Consider the following 18,131-nt stretch of genomic DNA (forward strand, 5'->3'; position numbering starts at 1 on the left):
CTCCGAACCTCGATCGATGGCTTAGCCTCTCGCGCGGCCAAGTTCAATCAAGCCGCCAGGCGTGGTACGCATAAGGCTCGTCATTCCCTCCCTTCCAGGGCGGGTTAGCGAAGCGAGTCTCGCCAGATGCCCTCCAGGCCCATGATCGGCTATGCGCACGTCACCAAGAGCTTCGGCCCCGTCACCGCCGTGGACGGCGTCTCGCTCGACATCGCCGAGGGCGAGTTGGTGGCTGTTGTCGGCAGCTCGGGCTCGGGCAAGACGACGCTGCTTCGGCTGGCCAACCGGTTGATCGATGCGAATGGTGGCACGATCACGGTCGAGGGCGAGGATATCGGCACGGTCGATCCGGTCGCGCTGCGGCGGCGGATCGGTTACGTTTTCCAGAGCGGCGGGTTGTTCCCGCACTTGAGCGTCGCGGATAACATCGGGATCACGCCGAAACTGCTGGGCGTGTCGGCGCCGGAGATCGCATCGCGCGTCGATGAGCTGATGGGGCTCGTGCAGCTCGACCGCGGCGCCCACCGCGACCGGCTGCCCGAAGCGCTCTCCGGCGGCCAGCGCCAGCGCGTCGGCGTGGCGCGGGCGCTCGCGGCGCGGCCCCGCATCGTGCTGATGGACGAGCCGTTCGGCGCGCTCGACCCGCTGACCCGCGACGCGCTTGGCGATGACTACCGGACCCTGCATCAGAAGCTCGGGCTGACCACCGTCATGATCACCCATGACATGACGGAGGCGATCCTGCTCGCCGACCGCATCGCGGTGATGCGCGGTGGAAAGCTGCTGGCGCAGGGCACGCCAGCCGAGCTTGCCGGCAGCGGCGATGCCTATGTGCTGGAGCTCCTGCGCACGCCGCGGCGCCAGGTCGAGCGGCTAAACGCGCTGTTGCCACACGGCGGTGCGGCATGAGCCTGCTCACAGATCCACGCTGGGGCGAAGCGCTGTCGCATCTGCCCGACTATCTCGGCAACCACGTCCGGGTGAGCCTCGCCGCGCTGGCGCTGGGGCTGATCGTCAGCCTGCCGCTGGCGATCCTGACGCGCAACCGCCCGGCGCCGCGCGGTGTCCTGCTGGCGCTCGCCAGCATCGTGCAGACCGTACCCGGACTGGCGCTGCTGGCGCTGTTCTATCCGCTGCTGCTTGCGGCTGCCGCCGTGACGCTCGCCTGGTTCGGCGTCTCCTTCTCGGCCTTCGGCTTCCTGCCGGCGATGCTGGCCTTGGCGCTCTATTCGATGCTTCCGGTGCTGCGCAACGGCATCACCGGGCTGAACGGCATCGACCCGGCTCTGCTAGAGGCCGCCAAGGGCGTCGGCATGACCGCGCGACAGTCCCTCGTGATGGTCGAGCTGCCGCTGGCGCTGCCGGTGATGATGGCAGGCATCCGCACCGCCGCGGTGTGGGTGATCGGGACGGCGACGCTGTCGACCCCGATCGGACAGACCAGCCTCGGCAACTACATCTTCGCCGGGCTGCAGACCCAGAACTGGGTGTTCGTGTTGTTCGGCTGCTTTGCTTCTGCACTGCTGGCGCTCGCCGTCGACCAACTGCTCGGCCTGATCGAGAGCGGCCTGCACAACCGCAGCCGCCTGCGCGCCGGGCTCGGCGGCGTCGGCCTTGCGGCGCTGGTGGTTGCGACGCTGGTGCCGTCGATGGGGCGCTCCTCTTCGAGCTATGTCGTCGGCGCCAAGACATTCGCCGAGCAATATGTCCTGTCGGCCCTCATGAGGCAGCGCCTCGAGGCCGCAGGCCTGGCTGCGGCCTCGCGCTCCGGCCTCGGCTCGAACGTGATCTTCGAGGCGCTGAGGGCCGGCGACATCGACCTCTATGTCGACTATTCCGGCACGCTCTGGGCCAACCAGTTGCACCGGACGGATATCAAGTCGCGCGGGGAGCTGTTGTCGGAGTTGAAGACGGCGCTTGCGAGAGACAACATCACCCTGCTCGGCGAGCTCGGCTTCGAGAACGCCTATGCGCTGGTGATGCCGAGAAAGCGCGCCGAGGCGCTTCATATCCGCACCATCGCCGATCTCGCCGCGCATGCGCCGGCCATGTCGATCGCCGGCGATTACGAATTCTTCTCACGTCCGGAATGGGCAGCGCTGCAACAGGCTTACGGACTCACCTTCCGCGCCCAGCGCCAGATGCAGCCGGACTTCATGTACGCGGCTGTCGCAAGCGGCGAGGTCGACGTGATCGCCGGCTATACCAGCGACGGACTGATCGCGAAATACGACCTCATCACGCTCGACGATCCCAGGCATGCGATCCCGCCTTACGATGCCATCCTGTTGCTCGCACCGAAGCGCGCCGGGGACGAACGGCTCAAGGCGGCCTTGAAGCCGCTGATCGGCAAGATCGACATCGCTACGATGCGGGACGGAAACCTGCGCGCCAGCGGCAATGATGCGAATTCGTCGCCCGAGGCGGTGGCGAAGTGGCTGTGGGAGAAAGTCGGGACGAAGTAGTGTAGCCCCAAATCCAACTCTCTCCGTTCCCTCCCCCCTTGCGGGGGAGGGAGCCGCAGTGTGCTCAAGGCGCGCTTTCATCGCGGCACACTTCAATCGTGCACACAGCGTCGCAGACGGTCCGCTCCGCGCTCCCTCACGCCCTCACCTCCTGTCGCTGGAACAGCACGTAGCCGAATGCAAACAGCACGATGGTGCCGGCGATCAGGCCGACGGTCTGCGGCCAGGCGATCATGACGCTTTCGCCGAAAGGCAGCGGCGCACCCATGACGGCGCCACGGAGCTGGTCGAGGAAGACCGGGCCGAGCGCGCGCGTGGTCGGCGACAACACCGCGAGCATGGCCTCGCCGAACAGATCGTTGGGCGACAGGCGGAGCAGCTCCTGGGTCCAGACCGTCGTCGCCGGATCGTTCAGGCCAAGCAGCGCGTAACGCGGATCCGCCGGTGCGATCGCCTGCGCGACGGCGGGGGCGAGCATCGGCCAGAGCACGGTCAGGAACAGCCAGATACCGAGCGAGACCAGCGCCGCCGTCGCAGGCGAGCGGAACACGATCGAGAGCAGCATCGCAAGCGACAGCCAGACGCCGGCATAGAAGATCGCCACGACCAGGAACACCAGCGAGCGCGCAATCTCCTCGCCGCCGGGCGGCACGCCGAGGAAGATCAGGCCGAGACCGATCACCAGCAGCCATAATGCGGCGAGGCTGATGCCGATGGTGGCAAGGGCTGCCAAAAACTTCCCCATCAGGAGCGCATCGCGATAGATCGGCTGCGCCAGGATGCGCGACAGCGTCCGCCGGTTGTGCTCGCTGTTGACGGCATCGAAGCCCAGCCCGATCGCCATCAGCGGAATGAGGAATCCGAGCACGGCGACAAAGGACGGCAGCGGCGCCTGATCGATGGTGAAGAGCCGCAGCAGCAGGAAGGGATCTTCGGCGGTGTTCTGGCGCAGGCTGTTAATCGCCTCATACAGCGCGGCGAGCGCCGTGAAGACGATCAAGAGCTCCAGCATCAGCATGCGGATGCTGGAGACGTGATCGGCCAGCTCCTTGACGAACACGGTGGACAGACCCTGGAACGGAGATCCCTCACGCCGCATGACGCACGTCTCCCGTGGGCTGGGCCTGGAAATAGCGTGCGTAGATCGCTTCCAGGCTCGGCTCGTCGACCGACAATTTGCGCAAGGCTCCATCGACGGCGACGACGGCCCGCGCCGCATCCGGCCGCACGTCGCGCTCCGCGGTCATGCGGAAGCGATCGGTGGCGAGCGTCTCGACCTGGGTCACGCCGGGGATCATCGCGAGCCGCCGGGCGATGCCGAGCCCTTCGGCCTCGACTTCGACGACAAAGCTCGCACCGAGCACCTTCACCGCGAGCTCCGGCACCGCACCCATCAGCACGATGCGACCGGCCTTGAACAGCGCAACGCGATCGCAGATGCGCTGCACCTGGTCGAGCATGTGGGACGACAGCAGCACGGTGATGCCTTCGGCCTTCAGCTCCCCGATCAATCCGAGGAATTCCTGGGTCGCCTGCGGGTCGAGCCCGGAGGTCGGCTCGTCCAGGATCGCGATCTCGGCGCGCTTCATGATGATCTCGGCCAGTCCCAGCCGCTGCCGCATGCCGCGCGAGAAAGTCGCGACCCGCCTTGAGGCAACGTCCGCAAGGCCGACGCGCCACAGCGCCTGCTCGATCCGGCGCGCGCGCTCGGTGCGCGCGAGGCCCATCAGCTTGGCGGTGTAGGCGAGGTTCTCGGCGGCGGTGAGCTGGTCATAGAAGCCGACCGCATCAGGCAGATAGCCGGCGCGCCGTTTGACCTTCAGCGGCTCGCGCGCCGGATTGAAGCCGAGCACGCTGACCTCGCCCGATGAAATTTCGGTCAGGCCGAGCATCATCAGGATGGTCGTGGTCTTGCCGGCGCCGTTCGGGCCGAGCAGGCCGAACACCTCGCCTCGGGCGATGTCGAGGTCGATGGCATCAACGACCGCGGTGTTGCCGTAGCGCCTGGTCAGGCTATGCGCGCGGATGACAGGAACGCGCGGCGGACTCTTGGTCTCGCTCTGTTGCTCGCTCATCGCCGTCCGAACCTCGCGACTGCGCCCAGCATCAACAACAGCGCGACGCCGATGACGCCGGCGCCCGCCACGCCCCACACCGTCGAGGTGCCGACGGTGATCCGGAACTGGCTCGAAGCGTTTTCACCCTTCGAGGTGGCGCGGATGGTGGTCTGGTAATCGCCGGCCAGCGACTTTTCGCTGGGCGTGAGCAGCGCCTGCACCTCGCTGTCCTTGCCGGGGACAAGCCGATCGATCGTCGCCGGCTCGAACGTCACCTTCCATCCGCTCGGCGCGGTGCCGGCCAGCGCAATGTTCTCGGCCGGCGCCGTGCCGGTGTTGGTCACGACGATCGGGATCGAGCTCTGCTTTCCCGCGACCGCGCGCGCGCTCAACAGACCGTCGCGGCCGGAGATCTGGAGCTGCGGCTCGCCGACCACATCGAGCGCGAGTTCGGTCGAGGCCGAGGCATCCTCCGCCTTCACCGTCACCTTCACCGGGAAATGTCCGGCGTCGACCGTGCTGGGCGGACGCACTTTCAGCTTGATGTCCTTGGACTGACCGGCATCGATCGGAATCGAGGACAGCTCCTGCGTGCCATAGGCTTCGGTGAACGAGGTCTCGAAATTGGCCGGCGCTTCGGCGGCGAAGCTCGTGACGAGGTTGCGGCCCGAATCGTTCTTGATCGAGAGCGTGTAGTCGAAATTGGATTTCGGGCTGCCGCGCAGCGACGGCAGGCTGGACTTCACGGTCAGCTTTGCGGGCAGCTCCTTGGCGAGCGACACCGCGATCGGAAGCTCGGCGGTCGTGCCCTGCCCCTCGGCCTTGACCGTGAGCGTATGCCCGCTGAGATCGCCGCCGGCGGGAACGTCGAGCCTGAGCTGGAGTGCGACGCTGCCATCGGGCGCCGGCATCGCAGCCCCGACCGGCTGGCCGCCGCCGAGCACCGTCGCGGTCCAACCGCTCGGCACGCCTGCGACCGAAAGCTGGTAGCGCTCCGGCGCGAGACCGTAGTCCTGCAGGCGCAGCGAAATATTGGTGGTGGTCCCCGGCCGCACCGTGACCGCCGGATAGTCGGTCATGAGATAGAGGCCCTTGATGTCATGCGCCGGTTCGGCGGCATGGACGGCGGGGCCGAGCAGCATGAGGGCAAATGCAAGACGCGCAGCATCAAGCGCTCGCATGGATGATACTCCTGCAAGGAAAGGTGGACCAGGACGGACAACGCGCCGCCGAAAAGACGAAGGTGACGGCGGGTCGGATGATGGAAGCAATCGTGACAAAGTTTGGGAAACGAAGCGCCGCGCCAATTACAAGTCGGTGATTTCAGGCGCTTTCGCCTCAGACTTTAGTTTGAAATCAGGCCATGCGGCCGGCAGATTAAAATATCGTAATACGATATAATCCGCAGTGGACGCGAGGGGCTAGAGCCCGTGGATCATGCCGGCGTCGATCAGGAGGCGGTTGAGGCGGCGCGCCTCGGTGCCGCCATTGCAGCCGTAGAAAAGGCCGTTGCAGCGGAGCATGATCTCTTCCTGCTCGGCAAAGGACGGTTCGAGCGGAATGCCGGCGGCCTCCTGGATCACCAGCGGCAGATACGCACCGTCGATCGTGTCCATCACGGCCTTGCTCTTCACCGGCTCGAAGTTGACGGCATCGATCGCGTAGTAGGTCGCGTAAAGACGCGGATCATAGGCGTCGAGCTTCTTGCCGATGCCGCCTTCGTCCAGGCCGGGCTCGAGAATCTGCGGCGCGAATTCCGGCTGATGGTCGCCGTAACGCACGATCAGGAAGGGTTCGCCCGGGAACGTCTTCTTGAGGCCAGCAACGAAGGTCTTGTACTGCTCCGCGCTCATCGCCTGCCGGCGCAGATATTCGTCGATGGCCGGCGTATTGCCCGGCGCTCGCCAGTTCGGCATCAGGTCCGGACGGAAGTGCGTCTCCCAGGGGAAATGATTGGCGCCGAGATAGATGAAGGTGAACAGCGGCTTGTTCGGTGGCCGCTCGCCCATCAACTGAAGCGCCTTGTCGTAGAAGAAACTGTCGGGCTCGACGTCCCTGGCGCCGAGATCCTTCGCATCGTAGAAGCGCTCGATGCCGGTCGTAAGCTGGAAGCTGCGCGCGCTCATGAAGGCGCCGAAGGCCGGATAGAGCGACATGGTATCATAGCCGCAGCGGCGGAGCGCCAGCGGCAGGCCGCGCTCGACGCGGCCGGATGCGAGGCGGGTGACGAAGTAGGCGAACCGGCCGAACGAGCGCGAGGAGAGGCCGGCAAGCACGTTGTACTCGGTGAACCAGCTCGGCCCGCCATTGCTCTCGGCAAGGAAAGTACGCTCCTTGCCGTCATAGGATTTGAAATGGCCGCCATAGCCGGGCGGCACCTTGATGCCTTGCGCGGCACGAATGTCGAAGCTCGATTCATCATGGATCATGATGATGTTCGGCCGCCGGCCCGCGGGATGACAGGCGTCGACCAGCGGCATGTTGAGCCGCTCGCTGGTCGCGCCGGCCGACTCCATGAAGCCGTATTGGACGAAGTCGGACACAGCCGTAACGCCGGAGCGGAAGAACTTCGAGAGATAGCCGTCGTCGTAGTAACCGCGCCAGGCTTCATCGGGATGGCTGACCGAGTAGCCGACCAGTGCTGCGAGACAGGCGAGCTTGCAGGCGAGCGCCGGCAGGCGACGGATGCGGAACGGATCGAGCCACCACAGCGCATACATCAGCGGCAGCGTGACGAGGCCGGCTCCGATCACCGACCAGCGCAGGTTCGGAAAGATCGTGAACAGGAACGCGACGGTGTCGCGGTCGATCATCATCAGGTCGATGAAGTTCACCGTCATCTGCACGACGTCGTGCTTGAGCCGTGACAGCAGCACGAGCACGACGACCAAGGTCAGCGACAAGGCGCCCGACAGCGCGGGGCGCCGTAGCAGCGTGATCCAGAAGAAGTTGAGGATTCCCCAGGCGAGGACGAAGGAGAGCCGCGAGCCGAAATCCGACTCGGTTTCGTACATCAGCGCAAGCGCTGCGAGATGTGGAGCGGCGACCGCCAGCAGGCGCCAGATGCCGAGTGCGGCGACGCTCGCCAATACGGCAGTGGCGGCGGAAGGACCTGGATTGGGCGCGGACGCCATCGACACACGCTGAACACGGTCCGGCGCGGTGATGCCCCCTCTAGCCGGCCTGCTGACCGCCAGGGCGTCCGGCGCAGCCGGAGCGCGCCGTGTCATAAAACTGTAATGGAACGATCAGGGAGAGGCAACGCAGGCAGCCCTGCGACCTTCGCTTAATGTGAACGGGCGGCGAAGGGCCGCATACCTCGCGCGCCCGGACCCACTCTATCCCCCCGCCATCCTCTCACCCTGAGGCGCCCGCGAAGCGAACGTCTCGAAGGGCGAGGCCCGGATCGGCAGTCACGGCCTGCATGGCTCCAGCGGCGATGCGAACAGTGGGCGAAGTAGCTGATCCCGGCCGGCTAGAGCGCTCGCTTTACCGTCGCAGCAGGCCGAGTTGCTTGCCGATGATCTGGTCGAGCGCGCGCTTGGGCAGCGTCGCACCCATCAGGTGTCGCATCGGGTCCGGCGTGATCTGGTATCGCACCTTGGGCCTCGCGGCGGTGAGCGCCTCAAACACGATTTCGGCGATCCGCTCGGCCGGCAGGCCGTTTTCGGCGAGCTTGCCCAATCATGCAGCGGAAAGGGAACCGGGCGCAACGCTGCCCGCCGCTGGGTGAACCGGATGCAGACCCTCGCGCGTCCGCAACCAAGACCAAGAAGCGCGATCGAACGTCAGCTCTTAAGATGATGAGCCGCACAAAGCCGCCTTCGCGCACTTCTTGCGCACGATCACGGCGAAGATGAAGAGTCGAATCCTAGACACTGAAGTCGCTGATCTTTTAGGGATTCTAGAAGTGAGGCAAAGGCCTCGGAAACAGCGCACGACCAAGAATGTGCTTTAAGCGTCAGTTCTTGATCTTGAGGATGCGCTTCAACATCGAAGAATTTGATTGAAGCACCAGCGCTTATGCCGGGAAGGAAGCGCGAGACCGTGGTCTGCGATCTCGCGCCGGTTGTAGTCGCGAAGACTTAAGATTTGGTTTGGCGAGTGAAGCTCTTGTTTCACCCGTCATTCCGGGCCGCGACGCAGTCGCGAACCCGGAATCTGGAGAACGTGGAGCGAGATTCCGGGCGCGCTTCGCGCCCCCGGAACGACGGCGTGGCCGTTAGTTCTTGCTCTTGTCGACCAGCGCGCCCTTCTTGATCCAGGGCATCATGTCACGCAGCTTGGCGCCGACTTCCTCGATCGGGTGGGCGGCGAGCTTGGCGCGGGTCGCCTTGAACGAGGTCTGGTTGACCTTGTTCTCGAGCATCCAGTCGCGCGCGAACTTGCCGCCCTGGATGTCGGCGAGAACGCGCTTCATCTCGGCCTTGGTCTCCGCGGTGACGATGCGCGGCCCGGTGACGTACTCGCCATACTCGGCGGTGTTGGAGATCGAGTAGTTCATGTTGGCGATGCCGCCTTCATAGATCAGGTCGACGATCAGCTTCACCTCGTGGAGGCACTCGAAATAGGCCATCTCCGGCGCGTAGCCGGCCTCGACCAGGGTCTCGTAGCCACCCTTGATCAGCTCGACCAGGCCGCCGCAGAGCACCACCTGCTCGCCGAACAGGTCGGTCTCGCACTCCTCCTTGAAGGTGGTCTCGATGATGCCGGCGCGGCCGCCGCCGATGGCGGAGGCGTAGGACAGGCCGAGGTCATGGGCGTTGCCCGAGACGTCCTTGGCGATCGCGATCAGGCAGGGCACGCCGCCGCCGCGCTGATATTCCGAGCGCACGGTGTGGCCGGGGCCCTTCGGGGCGATCATCAGCACGTCGAGATCGGCGCGCGGGTCGAGCAGGTTGAAATGGACGTTGAGGCCGTGCGCGAAGACCAGCGCTGCGCCCTTCTTCATGTTGTCATGCAGGTGCTCGCGGTAAATGTCGCCCTGGAGCTCGTCCGGGGTCAGCATCATGACGAGGTCGGCCCATTTGGCGGCCTCGGCGACTTCCATCACCTTGAAGCCGGCGTTCTCCGCCTTCTTGGCCGAGGCCGAGCCCTTGCGCAGCGCAATCGCCACCTCCTTGACGCCGGAGTCCTTCAGGTTCAGCGCATGGGCGTGGCCCTGGCTGCCGTAGCCGACGATGGCGACCTTCTTGCCCTTGATCAGGTTCAGGTCGGCGTCGCGATCGTAATAAACACGCATAGTCGTTTCCTCATTGGGGGCCGGAATCGGCCGTTGGTCAGGTCTCGGACGGTGAAATTTGCGGATTTCGGGGGCTGTCTAGAGCATTTTGGGGCCCCTGGGAAACCCGTTTCTGCATGGACAAGTGCGGCATCATGCATCCATGAAGACAGGGTAGAGCGAAGCCAGCAGCAGGACCGCCATCAGGATGTTGAAGGCGCGAACCAGCCGCTCGGAGGTCAGGACCGGCCGCAGTGCGGTCCCGAACAGGGCCCAGACCACCGTCGAGGCCGTGCCCACGAGCAGGCTGATCAGGGTCTGGATGGCGATGTTGAGCGGAAACTGGGCGATGGCGGCATAGGCGGTGATGGTGCCGATCACGATCACCCAGCCCTTGGCGTTGATCCACTGGAACATGGCCGCGCCCCAGAAGGTCATCGGGCCGCGACCGCTCTCCTCGCCCGGCTTGGCCGGCCCGGACAGCGCGATCGCCGCGGCGAGATAGATCAGGTAGGCAGCGCCGGCATATTTCAGGATGATTTGGAGGATCGGATAGGCCAGGAACACGGTGCCGAGCCCGAGACCCACCGCGCCGACCATGAAGGCGAAGCCGATGGTGATGCCGGCGATGTGCGGGATGGTGCGACGGAAGCCGTAGGTCAGCCCCGACGACAACAGCATGATGTTATTCGGCCCCGGCGTGAAGAACATCACGACGGCGAAGATGATGAAGGCATAGAGCAGCGACTGGGACATCTGCGCCTCACGCTGTCTTCGGCAGATTCTGCGGACGCCCGGCCAGCAGCATCACGGCGATGCCGCCGATAACGGTAAACATGCCGGCGAGGCGCAGCGGTCCGAATGTCTCGCCGAATGCGATGCTGGAGGCCGCCGAGCCGACGAACGGCACCAGCAACGCGAACGGTACCACCTGGGCGGCGGGATAATCGCGCAGCAGCCGGCCCCATAGCCAATAGGCGATGCTGGTGGAGATGGCGCCGACCATCAGCAGGCAGACGAGGCCGGTCAGCGACATATGAATCAACGACTGCCAGGTCGGCACCGGCCCGTTGACAACCAGGGCGAGGGCGAACAGCGGCACCGCGGAGGTGAGACACAGCCAGGCGAACAGGTCGAACATCGGCACACCGCGGGCACCACGCAGCAGGAGATTGCCAACGGCGAAACAGATCGGCGAGATCATCAGCACCGCGAAGGCACCGACGCTGAAATCATAGCCGACGGTGCCGCAGATCATCAGAAGGCCCGCCGCGGCGATGCCGACGCCAAGGGCCTGCATCGGCGTCGGCCGCTCGCCGAACGCGATCGCGGCAAAGCCGATGGTGAACAGCGCCTGGCTCTGCACGATGACGCTGGTCAGCCCCACCGGCACGCCATGGGCGATGCCATAGGCCTGGGCAAGGAACTGGCCGAGGAACAGCGTGAAGCTGATCGCGATCAGAAGCGACCAGGCGATCTTCGGCTTACGAACGAACAGGCACGGTACCGCTGCGATGATGAAGCGCATCGCCGTCATCAATTCCGGCGAAAACTCGTCGAGCGCGATCCGGCTCGCCAAGAAGGCAAGGCCCCAGATAATCGCCACCAGGACGGCGATGAGGATGTCGGCCGGCTTCATTGTTCTTGTTCTGCTCTGTCGCGCCGCTGTGTTGTGCTCGTCCAGGCTTATTCGCCGGCCATTACGTAGAAGAATTGGGTTTGCTCAGGAGATAGGTGCCGTGCATGGGGGCGTGGTAGTCGGCCGAGACCAGCGTGAAGCCGACGTCGGTCAGCATCCGCTCCATGACCCAGCCGAAGGTGGAATATTCGTCGCGCATATGCGTTACCACACTCTCGCGCGAGAAATCGTGGTTCTTGATCTGGAAGTCGGCCCATTGCTCGACGTCCCGCTCGAGCGCATCAGGCGTCGAAGCGAAGACGATGTCGCGCAGATAAAAGCTCGCGCCCGGCTTCAGTGCACGATAGATCCGCGATATCGCCACCGCCTTCCAGAAATCCGGCAAATGGTGCAGCGTGAACTCGCTGACGATCAGGTCGTAGGATTCCGGCCGGTAGGAGAAGCTGAGCAGGCCCGCCGATTGCGTCGCGACCTTTACCTTGCGGTCGCGGGCATAGATCTCGGCGAGCGCCAGCATCGCCGGCGAGATGTCGATGGCGTCGACTTCCGCACCCATCAGCGCGGCTTCGGTCGCGAGCACGCCGTTGCCGCAGCCGATGTCGGCGATCCGCCAGCCCCGCTGTACCCCGAGCATTTTCAGCGCGGCGCGCGCGCGCAAATCGGCATCGTCATGACTGTCATAGATCGAAGCCACCGCGGGCTCGATGCCCATCCGGTTCCGCTCGTTGTAGTACCAGTCGCGCGCCAGCATGGTTCACATCCCTTCAGGCCCGCGACCGATCGCGGCAACGCCGGTGCGCGACACCTCGACAAGGCCGAGTGGACGCATCAGGTCGATGAATTGATTGATCTTGTCCGTGTTGCCTGTGATCTCGAACACGAAACTCTCGGTCGTCGCGTCGATCACCCGGGCGCGGAACGCGTCCGCCAGCCTGAGCGCCTCGACCCGGTGCTCGCCCTGCCCACGCACCTTCACCATCGCCAGCTCGCGCTCGATCGAGCGCTTGGTCAAGGTCATGTCGACGACGCGATAGACCGGGATCATGCGGTCGAGCTGATGCTTGATCTGCTCGATCACCATCGGCGTGCCAGTGGTGACGATGGTGATGCGCGAGAGATGCTTCTGGCTCTCGGTCTCCGAGACCGTGAGGCTCTCGATGTTGTAGCCACGCCCCGAGAACAGGCCGATGACGCGCGCGAGCACGCCGGGCTCGTTCTGCACGAGCACCGAGAGCGTGTGCGTCTCGTTGGGATCGTGACGATCCTCGATGAAATAGGCGGATGCGGGCTGGTTCATTGTCGTCCCCTCTATTCTTTCTCGTCATGCCCCGCGAAAGCGGGGCATCCAGTAATCACCGGCGCCAGAGATTCTCACGACCGCCGCGGCGTACTGGATCGTCCGGTCAAGCCGGACGATGACAGCGGAATTCCTGCTGAGTGCTCGGCTCATCATGCAACCACCCTTTGGCTCGCCGTCGACTCCGCCATCACCCACCGCTGGAACAGGTCGAAATCGATATTGCCGCCCGAGAGCACGAGACCCACCCGCTTGCCCCCGAGCTTGCTCTTTTCCTGCAGCGCCGCGGCGAGCGCGGCCGCGCCGGCGCCTTCGGCGAGATTATGCGTGTCGGTCCAGTAGGCGCGGATCGCGGCGGCGACCTCGTCGTCCGTGACCTCTACGATGCGCGCGGCGCCCTTGCGGATCAGCGCCAGCGCCTCCGCATCCGGAATGCGCGTCGCCATGCCGTCGGCCAGCGTGTTGCTGGTTTCGGTCGTCACGATCGTGCCGGCTGCGAACGACAGCGCGTAGGACGGCGCTTCCGTCGACTGCACGCCGACGATCTCGGTCTTCAGGCCTAGGAGGTCGCGGGCCATGATGCAGCCGCAGATGCCGGAGCCCTGCCCGATCGGCACGTAGAGGATGTCGAGATCAGCCGCGGCCCTGAACAGCTCGAGCGCATAGGTCGCCACGCCCAGGACCAGGTCGGCGTGGAACGACGGCACCATGTGCAGGCCGGCGAACTGCGCGCGGCGCTCGGCCTCCTCGCGCGCGGCCTGGAAGTCTTCGCCGTGCTCGACCAGCTCGGCACCGAAGGCTTTCATCGCCCGGTTCTTCTCGACCGAGTTGCCGCGCGGCACGTAGATCACGGCCGGCACGCCGTGCCGGCTTGCCGCGAACGCAAGGCTCTGGCCGTGATTGCCGCGCGTCGCCGAGATGATGCCGGGTGTATTCGGCCGTTCGCGCTTCAGCCGTTCGAGATAGACGAGGCCGCCGCGCACCTTGAAGGCGCCGATCGGCGTATGGTTCTCGTGCTTGACCACGACCGGCGTGCCGAGCCGCTGGCTAAGCAGCGGCCAGGCATGCGCCGGCGTCGCCGGCACCGCCTGTCCCACGATCGCATGTGCGCGCTCGAGCTCGCGGAGATCAAACATATTGGCTTCCCGTCGGCCTTCTCCCATTCTGGTCATCCCCGCGAAAGCGGGGATCCAGAATTCCAGAGACGCCCGAGATCGATCGAGACGCCGCGGCGTACTGGATCGCCCGGTCAAGCCGGGCGATGACAGCGGAATTTGTGTCAGGCCTCATCACACCAGCGCCTTGCCGCCGGCGAACGCGGTCGCCGTGGCTTCGTCGTTCGCCTGCTCCGGCAACAGCATCTCGTTGTGCGCCTTGCCGGAGGGAATCATCGGGAAGCAATTCTCGAGCGCGGCGACGCGGCAGTCGAACAGCACCGGGCGCTTGACCGAGATCATCTCCTTGATGGCTCCGTCGAGATCGGCGGGCTTGTGCGCCCGGATGCCGACGCCGCCATAGGCTTCCGCGAGCTTGACGAAATCCGGCAGCGCTTCGGAGTAGGAATGCGACAGCCGGTTGCCATGGAGGAGCTGCTGCCATTGCCGCACCATGCCCATGTACTGGTTGTTCAGGATGAAGATCTTGATCGGCAGCTCGTACTGGACCGCCGTCGACATCTCCTGGATCGTCATCTGCACCGAGGCATCGCCCGCGATGTCGATGACGAGGCTATCCGGGTGGGCCACCTGCACGCCGACCGCAGCCGGCAGGCCGTAGCCCATGGTGCCGAGACCACCCGAGGTCATCCAGCGGTGCGGTTCCTCGAAGCCGAAGAACTGCGCCGCCCACATCTGGTGCTGGCCGACCTCGGTCGTGATGTAAGTATCCTTGCCGCGCGTCAGTTCGAACAGGCGCTGGATCGCATATTGCGGCAGGATGACGTCGTTGCTCTTCTTGTAGAACAGCGAGTTCCGGGCGCGCCACTGCGCGATCTGCTGCCACCACGCCTTGATGTCGGGCTTCTTGGCCTCAGCCTTGAACACCTGGAGGATGTCGCCGAGGATGTTGCCGCAGTCGCCGATGATCGGCACGTCGACGCGGATGTTTTTGTTGATCGAGGACGGGTCGATGTCGATGTGGATCTTCTTCGAGCCCGGCGAGAACGCATCGACGCGGCCGGTGATGCGGTCATCGAAGCGCGCGCCGACGCACAGCATGACGTCGCAATCATGCATGGTCATGTTGGCTTCGTAAGTGCCGTGCATGCCGAGCATGCCGAGCCAGTTCTTGCCCGACGCCGGATAGGCACCGAGGCCCATCAGCGTCGAAGTGATCGGAAAGCCGGTGACCTCGACCAGCTCGCGCAGCAACTTGGTCGCCTCGGGACCGGAATTGATGACGCCGCCGCCGCTGTAGATCACGGGACGTTTGGCATTGGCGAGCAGCGCGACCGCTTTGCGGATCTGCGTCGCATCGCCCTTCACGCGCGGCGCATACGACCTGTGCACGTCGGACTTGCGCGGCGGATGATAGGTACCGGTCGCGAACTGCACGTCCTTCGGCACGTCGACGAGCACCGGACCGGGGCGGCCGGAGGTCGCGACATAGAAGGCCTCATGCAGCACCTTTGCGAGATCATTGACGTCGCGCACCAGCCAGTTGTGCTTGGTGCTGGGACGGGTGATGCCGACGGTGTCGCACTCCTGGAACGCGTCGTTGCCGATCAGATGGGTCGGCACCTGGCCGGTGATGCAGACCAGAGGGATCGAATCCATCAGCGCGTCGGTGAGCGGCGTCACCATGTTGGTGGCGCCGGGGCCGGAGGTCACCAGCACCACGCCCGGCTTGCCGGTCGAGCGCGCATAGCCTTCGGCGGCGTGGCCGGCGCCCTGCTCGTGGCGGACCAGGATGTGCTGGAGCTCGCTCTGCTGGAAAATCTCGTCATATATCGGAAGCACCGCGCCGCCGGGATAGCCGAAGATGTCCTTGACGCCATGATCGATGAGCGCGCGAACGATCATCGCGGCGCCGGTCATCTGGTTTGGATCGTGGCTCTTGTCGGTCATTGGCTTGCTCCGGATGCGCTGTTGTCAGCGGCTTCTTTCAAGTCTGGTTCGGGAAATAAAAAAGGCCCCGAAGAGGGCCCATGCACACCGCCTGTCTTGTGGATGGCAGCTAGCCACCCCCGGCGGTGTGCCTGGGTACGACGGCGATAAGGAGTACGGTAATAATGTTACGCATGGCAGGCGCTCAACTTCCCAAAGGTTGCGCGAAACATAGCGGCCAAAGCCTGGATGTCAAGGCAAAGCGGCCATTCACGCGCGATTTTGGCAGTGTAGCGGCGTTCTTGCGGTTCGGCGAGAGGTAAATTGTGGCACCGCCAACAATCCTGCGTCATTCCGGGGCGATGCTACGGGTTAGCGCGACGCGCGACGCCGGAGCACCCAGCCAGGAGTTCATCACCACGGTCGCTGATGGGGCGCGCGGGCGGCGTCGTCGCTACAACCGCATGGGGTTTCGGGCTCGCGCTGCGCGGGCCCCCGGCACGACTTCTCTCAATTCCCGTCCCGCGCGGATTTGATGGCCGCGGCGAGCCAGCCCCTCGCCTCCTCCGGCTTCACCCACTCGAATTCCGGGAGCTGGTGCCGGAACCAGGTGAACTGGCGCTTGGCGTAGTGACGCGTGTCGGCGCGGCCGATGCTGGCAGCCTCTTCCAGGCTGAGCTCGCCGCGCAGATGTCTGATTAGCGCCGGCACGCCATGCGCCTTCATGGCGGGCAGCAGCGGATCGAGGCGGCGAGCGGCGAGCCGCTCCACCTCCTTGAGCGCGCCGCCGCCCAACATGGCATCGAAGCGGGCGTCGATGCGGGCGTAGAGTTCGTCGCGTTCGGGCGCGAGAAACACCGCGCGGAAACTGTCCTTGGGCAGCAGCGGCGGATGGCCCTCGTGGTGCCAGTCGAGCAGCGAACGGCCGGTCGCCTCGACCACCTCGAGCGCGCGCGCAATGCGGGTGCGGTCGCGGACCTTCAATCGCTCCGCCGCGCGGGGATCGCGAGCCGCAAGTTCCGCATGCAGGGCCTCAACGCCGTTCCGCTCCAGCCGCGCGCGCACATCCTCGCGCACTTCGGCGGGGATCGGCGGCACCACGGAGAGCCCCGCCGTCAGCGCCTTGAAATAGAGCCCGGTGCCGCCGATGAAGATCGGCAGGCGGCCCTGCGCCTGCGCTTCTTCAAGGACCTTCGCCGCATCGGCCACCCAGGCGCCAGCCGAGAAATTCACGGCCGCGTCGACATGGCCATAGAGGCGGTGCGGAGTGCGCGCCTCGTCGCTCCGCGTGGGCCGCGCCGTGATGATGCGCAGGTCGCGATAGACCTGCATGGAATCGGCATTGATGACGACGCCGCCGCCGGCAAGCGCAAGCTCGAGCGCCAGCGCCGACTTGCCGCTGGCGGTCGGGCCTGCGATAAGCACGGCCTTGCTCGGATGCTCCTCGCTCACGAAAACCTCAAATGTCCCTCGTCGCCACGCTGATCTGCAATCCCGCCAATCCCGCGCTCGACTCCACCATCGTCGACGGCGCCCGCGCCGTGCTGCCCAGGGCAGAACCGGCGCACTGGTTGTTCGACGGGGTCGCGGTCGACATTCCCTTCGGCGCCGACAGTAACCTCGAACGCGACCGTCACGCCATCGAACAGCGGTTGCGCGAAATCCGCGGCGACCTCCCCATCGACATCGTCGTGCAACCGGTCGGCTTCCGGCGCAAGAAGCTTTTTCTGGCCGACATGGATTCCACCATGATCGGCCAGGAATGCATCGATGAGCTCGCCGATCTTGTCGGAGTGAAGGCGCATGTCGCCGGCATCACCGAGCGCGCGATGCGCGGCGAGATCGAGTTCGAGCCGGCGTTGCGCGAGCGCGTCGCGCTGTTGAAGGACCTCCCCGCCAGCGTGGTCGACGAGGTCCTGGCAAAGCGCATCACGGTGACGCCGGGCGGCAGCACGCTGGTCGCGACCATGCGCGCTCATGGCGCCTATACCTGCCTCGTCTCCGGCGGCTTCACGCTGTTCACGCGCGCGGTCGCCGCCAAGATCGGTTTCCAGGAGAACCGCGCCAACGAGCTGGTCGTGCGCGACGGCAAGTTCACCGGCGAGGTGAAGGAACCGATCCTGGGCCGCGCCGCAAAGCTTGCGACGCTGGTGGACTTGATGGAGTCGTTCGATCTCGACGACATCGACTCGCTGGTGGTCGGCGACGGCGCCAACGACCTCGCAATGATCCAGGCGGCGGGGCTGGGGGTTGCCTATCATGCGAAGCCTGCGGTCGCCGCTGGAGCGGCCGCGCGGGTCGACCACGGCGATCTCACCGCGCTCTTGTATGCGCAGGGGTATCGGCGGGACGAGTTTGTGGAAGCCTGACGCCCCCTCCGGCGTCGTCACCCGCGAAGGCGGGTGATC

At 65.3% G+C, this 18,131-nt stretch carries 15 protein-coding genes and 1 pseudogene; 3 read left to right on the forward strand and 13 right to left on the reverse strand.

Annotation, left to right across the window (positions count from 1 at the left end):
- Positions 1 to 126: 126 nt before the first annotated feature.
- A complete protein-coding gene (locus MTX21_RS15975; protein WP_280965736.1) occupies positions 127 to 909 on the forward strand; it encodes an ABC transporter ATP-binding protein in 783 nt (260 codons plus the stop codon).
- Positions 906 to 2,465, forward strand: coding sequence for a glycine betaine ABC transporter substrate-binding protein (locus MTX21_RS15980; RefSeq protein WP_280965737.1), 1,560 nt, complete (start codon positions 906 to 908; stop codon positions 2,463 to 2,465). Before MTX21_RS15975 ends, MTX21_RS15980 begins: the two co-directional genes overlap by 4 nt.
- A 136-nt stretch (positions 2,466 to 2,601) precedes the next feature.
- Here MTX21_RS15980 and MTX21_RS15985 read toward each other — a convergent pair whose 3' ends face one another.
- The 13 genes and pseudogenes from MTX21_RS15985 to miaA form a co-directional block, all read right to left on the reverse strand.
- Positions 2,602 to 3,564 (reverse strand): ABC transporter permease, encoded by a 963-nt coding sequence (locus tag MTX21_RS15985; protein WP_280965738.1) that lies wholly within the window; start codon positions 3,562 to 3,564, stop codon positions 2,602 to 2,604.
- Complete coding sequence (locus MTX21_RS15990; RefSeq protein ID WP_280965739.1) at positions 3,554 to 4,540, reverse strand: ABC transporter ATP-binding protein; 987 nt, start codon at positions 4,538 to 4,540, stop codon at positions 3,554 to 3,556. The genes MTX21_RS15985 and MTX21_RS15990 overlap by 11 nt, the downstream gene beginning before the upstream one ends.
- On the reverse strand, positions 4,537 to 5,703 hold the full coding sequence (locus tag MTX21_RS15995) for an NEW3 domain-containing protein (protein WP_280965740.1): 1,167 nt from the start codon (positions 5,701 to 5,703) through the stop codon (positions 4,537 to 4,539). Before MTX21_RS15995 ends, MTX21_RS15990 begins: the two co-directional genes overlap by 4 nt.
- A gap of 240 nt (positions 5,704 to 5,943) precedes the next feature.
- On the reverse strand, positions 5,944 to 7,656 hold the full coding sequence (locus tag MTX21_RS16000) for a sulfatase-like hydrolase/transferase (protein ID WP_280965741.1): 1,713 nt from the start codon (positions 7,654 to 7,656) through the stop codon (positions 5,944 to 5,946).
- A gap of 355 nt (positions 7,657 to 8,011) precedes the next feature.
- Positions 8,012 to 8,185, reverse strand: a pseudogene (locus MTX21_RS16005) (oxidoreductase); the annotation flags it as partial.
- Between the two features lie 559 nt (positions 8,186 to 8,744).
- The gene (gene ilvC, locus MTX21_RS16010; protein ID WP_063705004.1) at positions 8,745 to 9,764 is read right to left on the reverse strand and encodes a ketol-acid reductoisomerase; all 1,020 of its coding nucleotides are present in this window, start codon (positions 9,762 to 9,764) and stop codon (positions 8,745 to 8,747) included.
- Positions 9,765 to 9,896: 132 nt separating this feature from the next.
- Positions 9,897 to 10,499, reverse strand: a complete 603-nt coding sequence (locus MTX21_RS16015) for a LysE family translocator (RefSeq protein ID WP_280965742.1) — start codon at positions 10,497 to 10,499, stop codon at positions 9,897 to 9,899.
- Positions 10,500 to 10,506: 7 nt separating this feature from the next.
- Positions 10,507 to 11,382, reverse strand: a complete 876-nt coding sequence (locus tag MTX21_RS16020; RefSeq protein WP_280965743.1) for an EamA family transporter — start codon at positions 11,380 to 11,382, stop codon at positions 10,507 to 10,509.
- A 61-nt stretch (positions 11,383 to 11,443) separates the two neighbouring features.
- The gene (locus tag MTX21_RS16025) at positions 11,444 to 12,133 is read right to left on the reverse strand and encodes a class I SAM-dependent methyltransferase (RefSeq protein WP_280965744.1); all 690 of its coding nucleotides are present in this window, start codon (positions 12,131 to 12,133) and stop codon (positions 11,444 to 11,446) included.
- A 3-nt stretch (positions 12,134 to 12,136) separates the two neighbouring features.
- On the reverse strand, positions 12,137 to 12,679 hold the full coding sequence (ilvN, locus tag MTX21_RS16030; protein WP_014493064.1) for an acetolactate synthase small subunit: 543 nt from the start codon (positions 12,677 to 12,679) through the stop codon (positions 12,137 to 12,139).
- Positions 12,680 to 12,831: 152 nt separating this feature from the next.
- Positions 12,832 to 13,815, reverse strand: a complete 984-nt coding sequence (locus tag MTX21_RS16035) for a threonine dehydratase (protein WP_280965745.1) — start codon at positions 13,813 to 13,815, stop codon at positions 12,832 to 12,834.
- 153 nt (positions 13,816 to 13,968) lie between these two features.
- Positions 13,969 to 15,744 (reverse strand): acetolactate synthase 3 large subunit, encoded by a 1,776-nt coding sequence (locus MTX21_RS16040; RefSeq protein WP_280965746.1) that lies wholly within the window; start codon positions 15,742 to 15,744, stop codon positions 13,969 to 13,971.
- Between the two features lie 489 nt (positions 15,745 to 16,233).
- Complete coding sequence (gene miaA, locus MTX21_RS16045) at positions 16,234 to 17,175, reverse strand: tRNA (adenosine(37)-N6)-dimethylallyltransferase MiaA (RefSeq protein ID WP_280965747.1); 942 nt, start codon at positions 17,173 to 17,175, stop codon at positions 16,234 to 16,236.
- A gap of 11 nt (positions 17,176 to 17,186) precedes the next feature.
- Between miaA and serB the strand changes: the two genes are divergently transcribed.
- On the forward strand, positions 17,187 to 18,092 hold the full coding sequence (gene serB / locus MTX21_RS16050; protein ID WP_280965748.1) for a phosphoserine phosphatase SerB: 906 nt from the start codon (positions 17,187 to 17,189) through the stop codon (positions 18,090 to 18,092).
- Positions 18,093 to 18,131 lie beyond the last annotated feature (39 nt).

This window comes from Bradyrhizobium sp. ISRA430, from assembly GCF_029909975.1.
GTDB lineage: Bacteria > Pseudomonadota > Alphaproteobacteria > Rhizobiales > Xanthobacteraceae > Bradyrhizobium.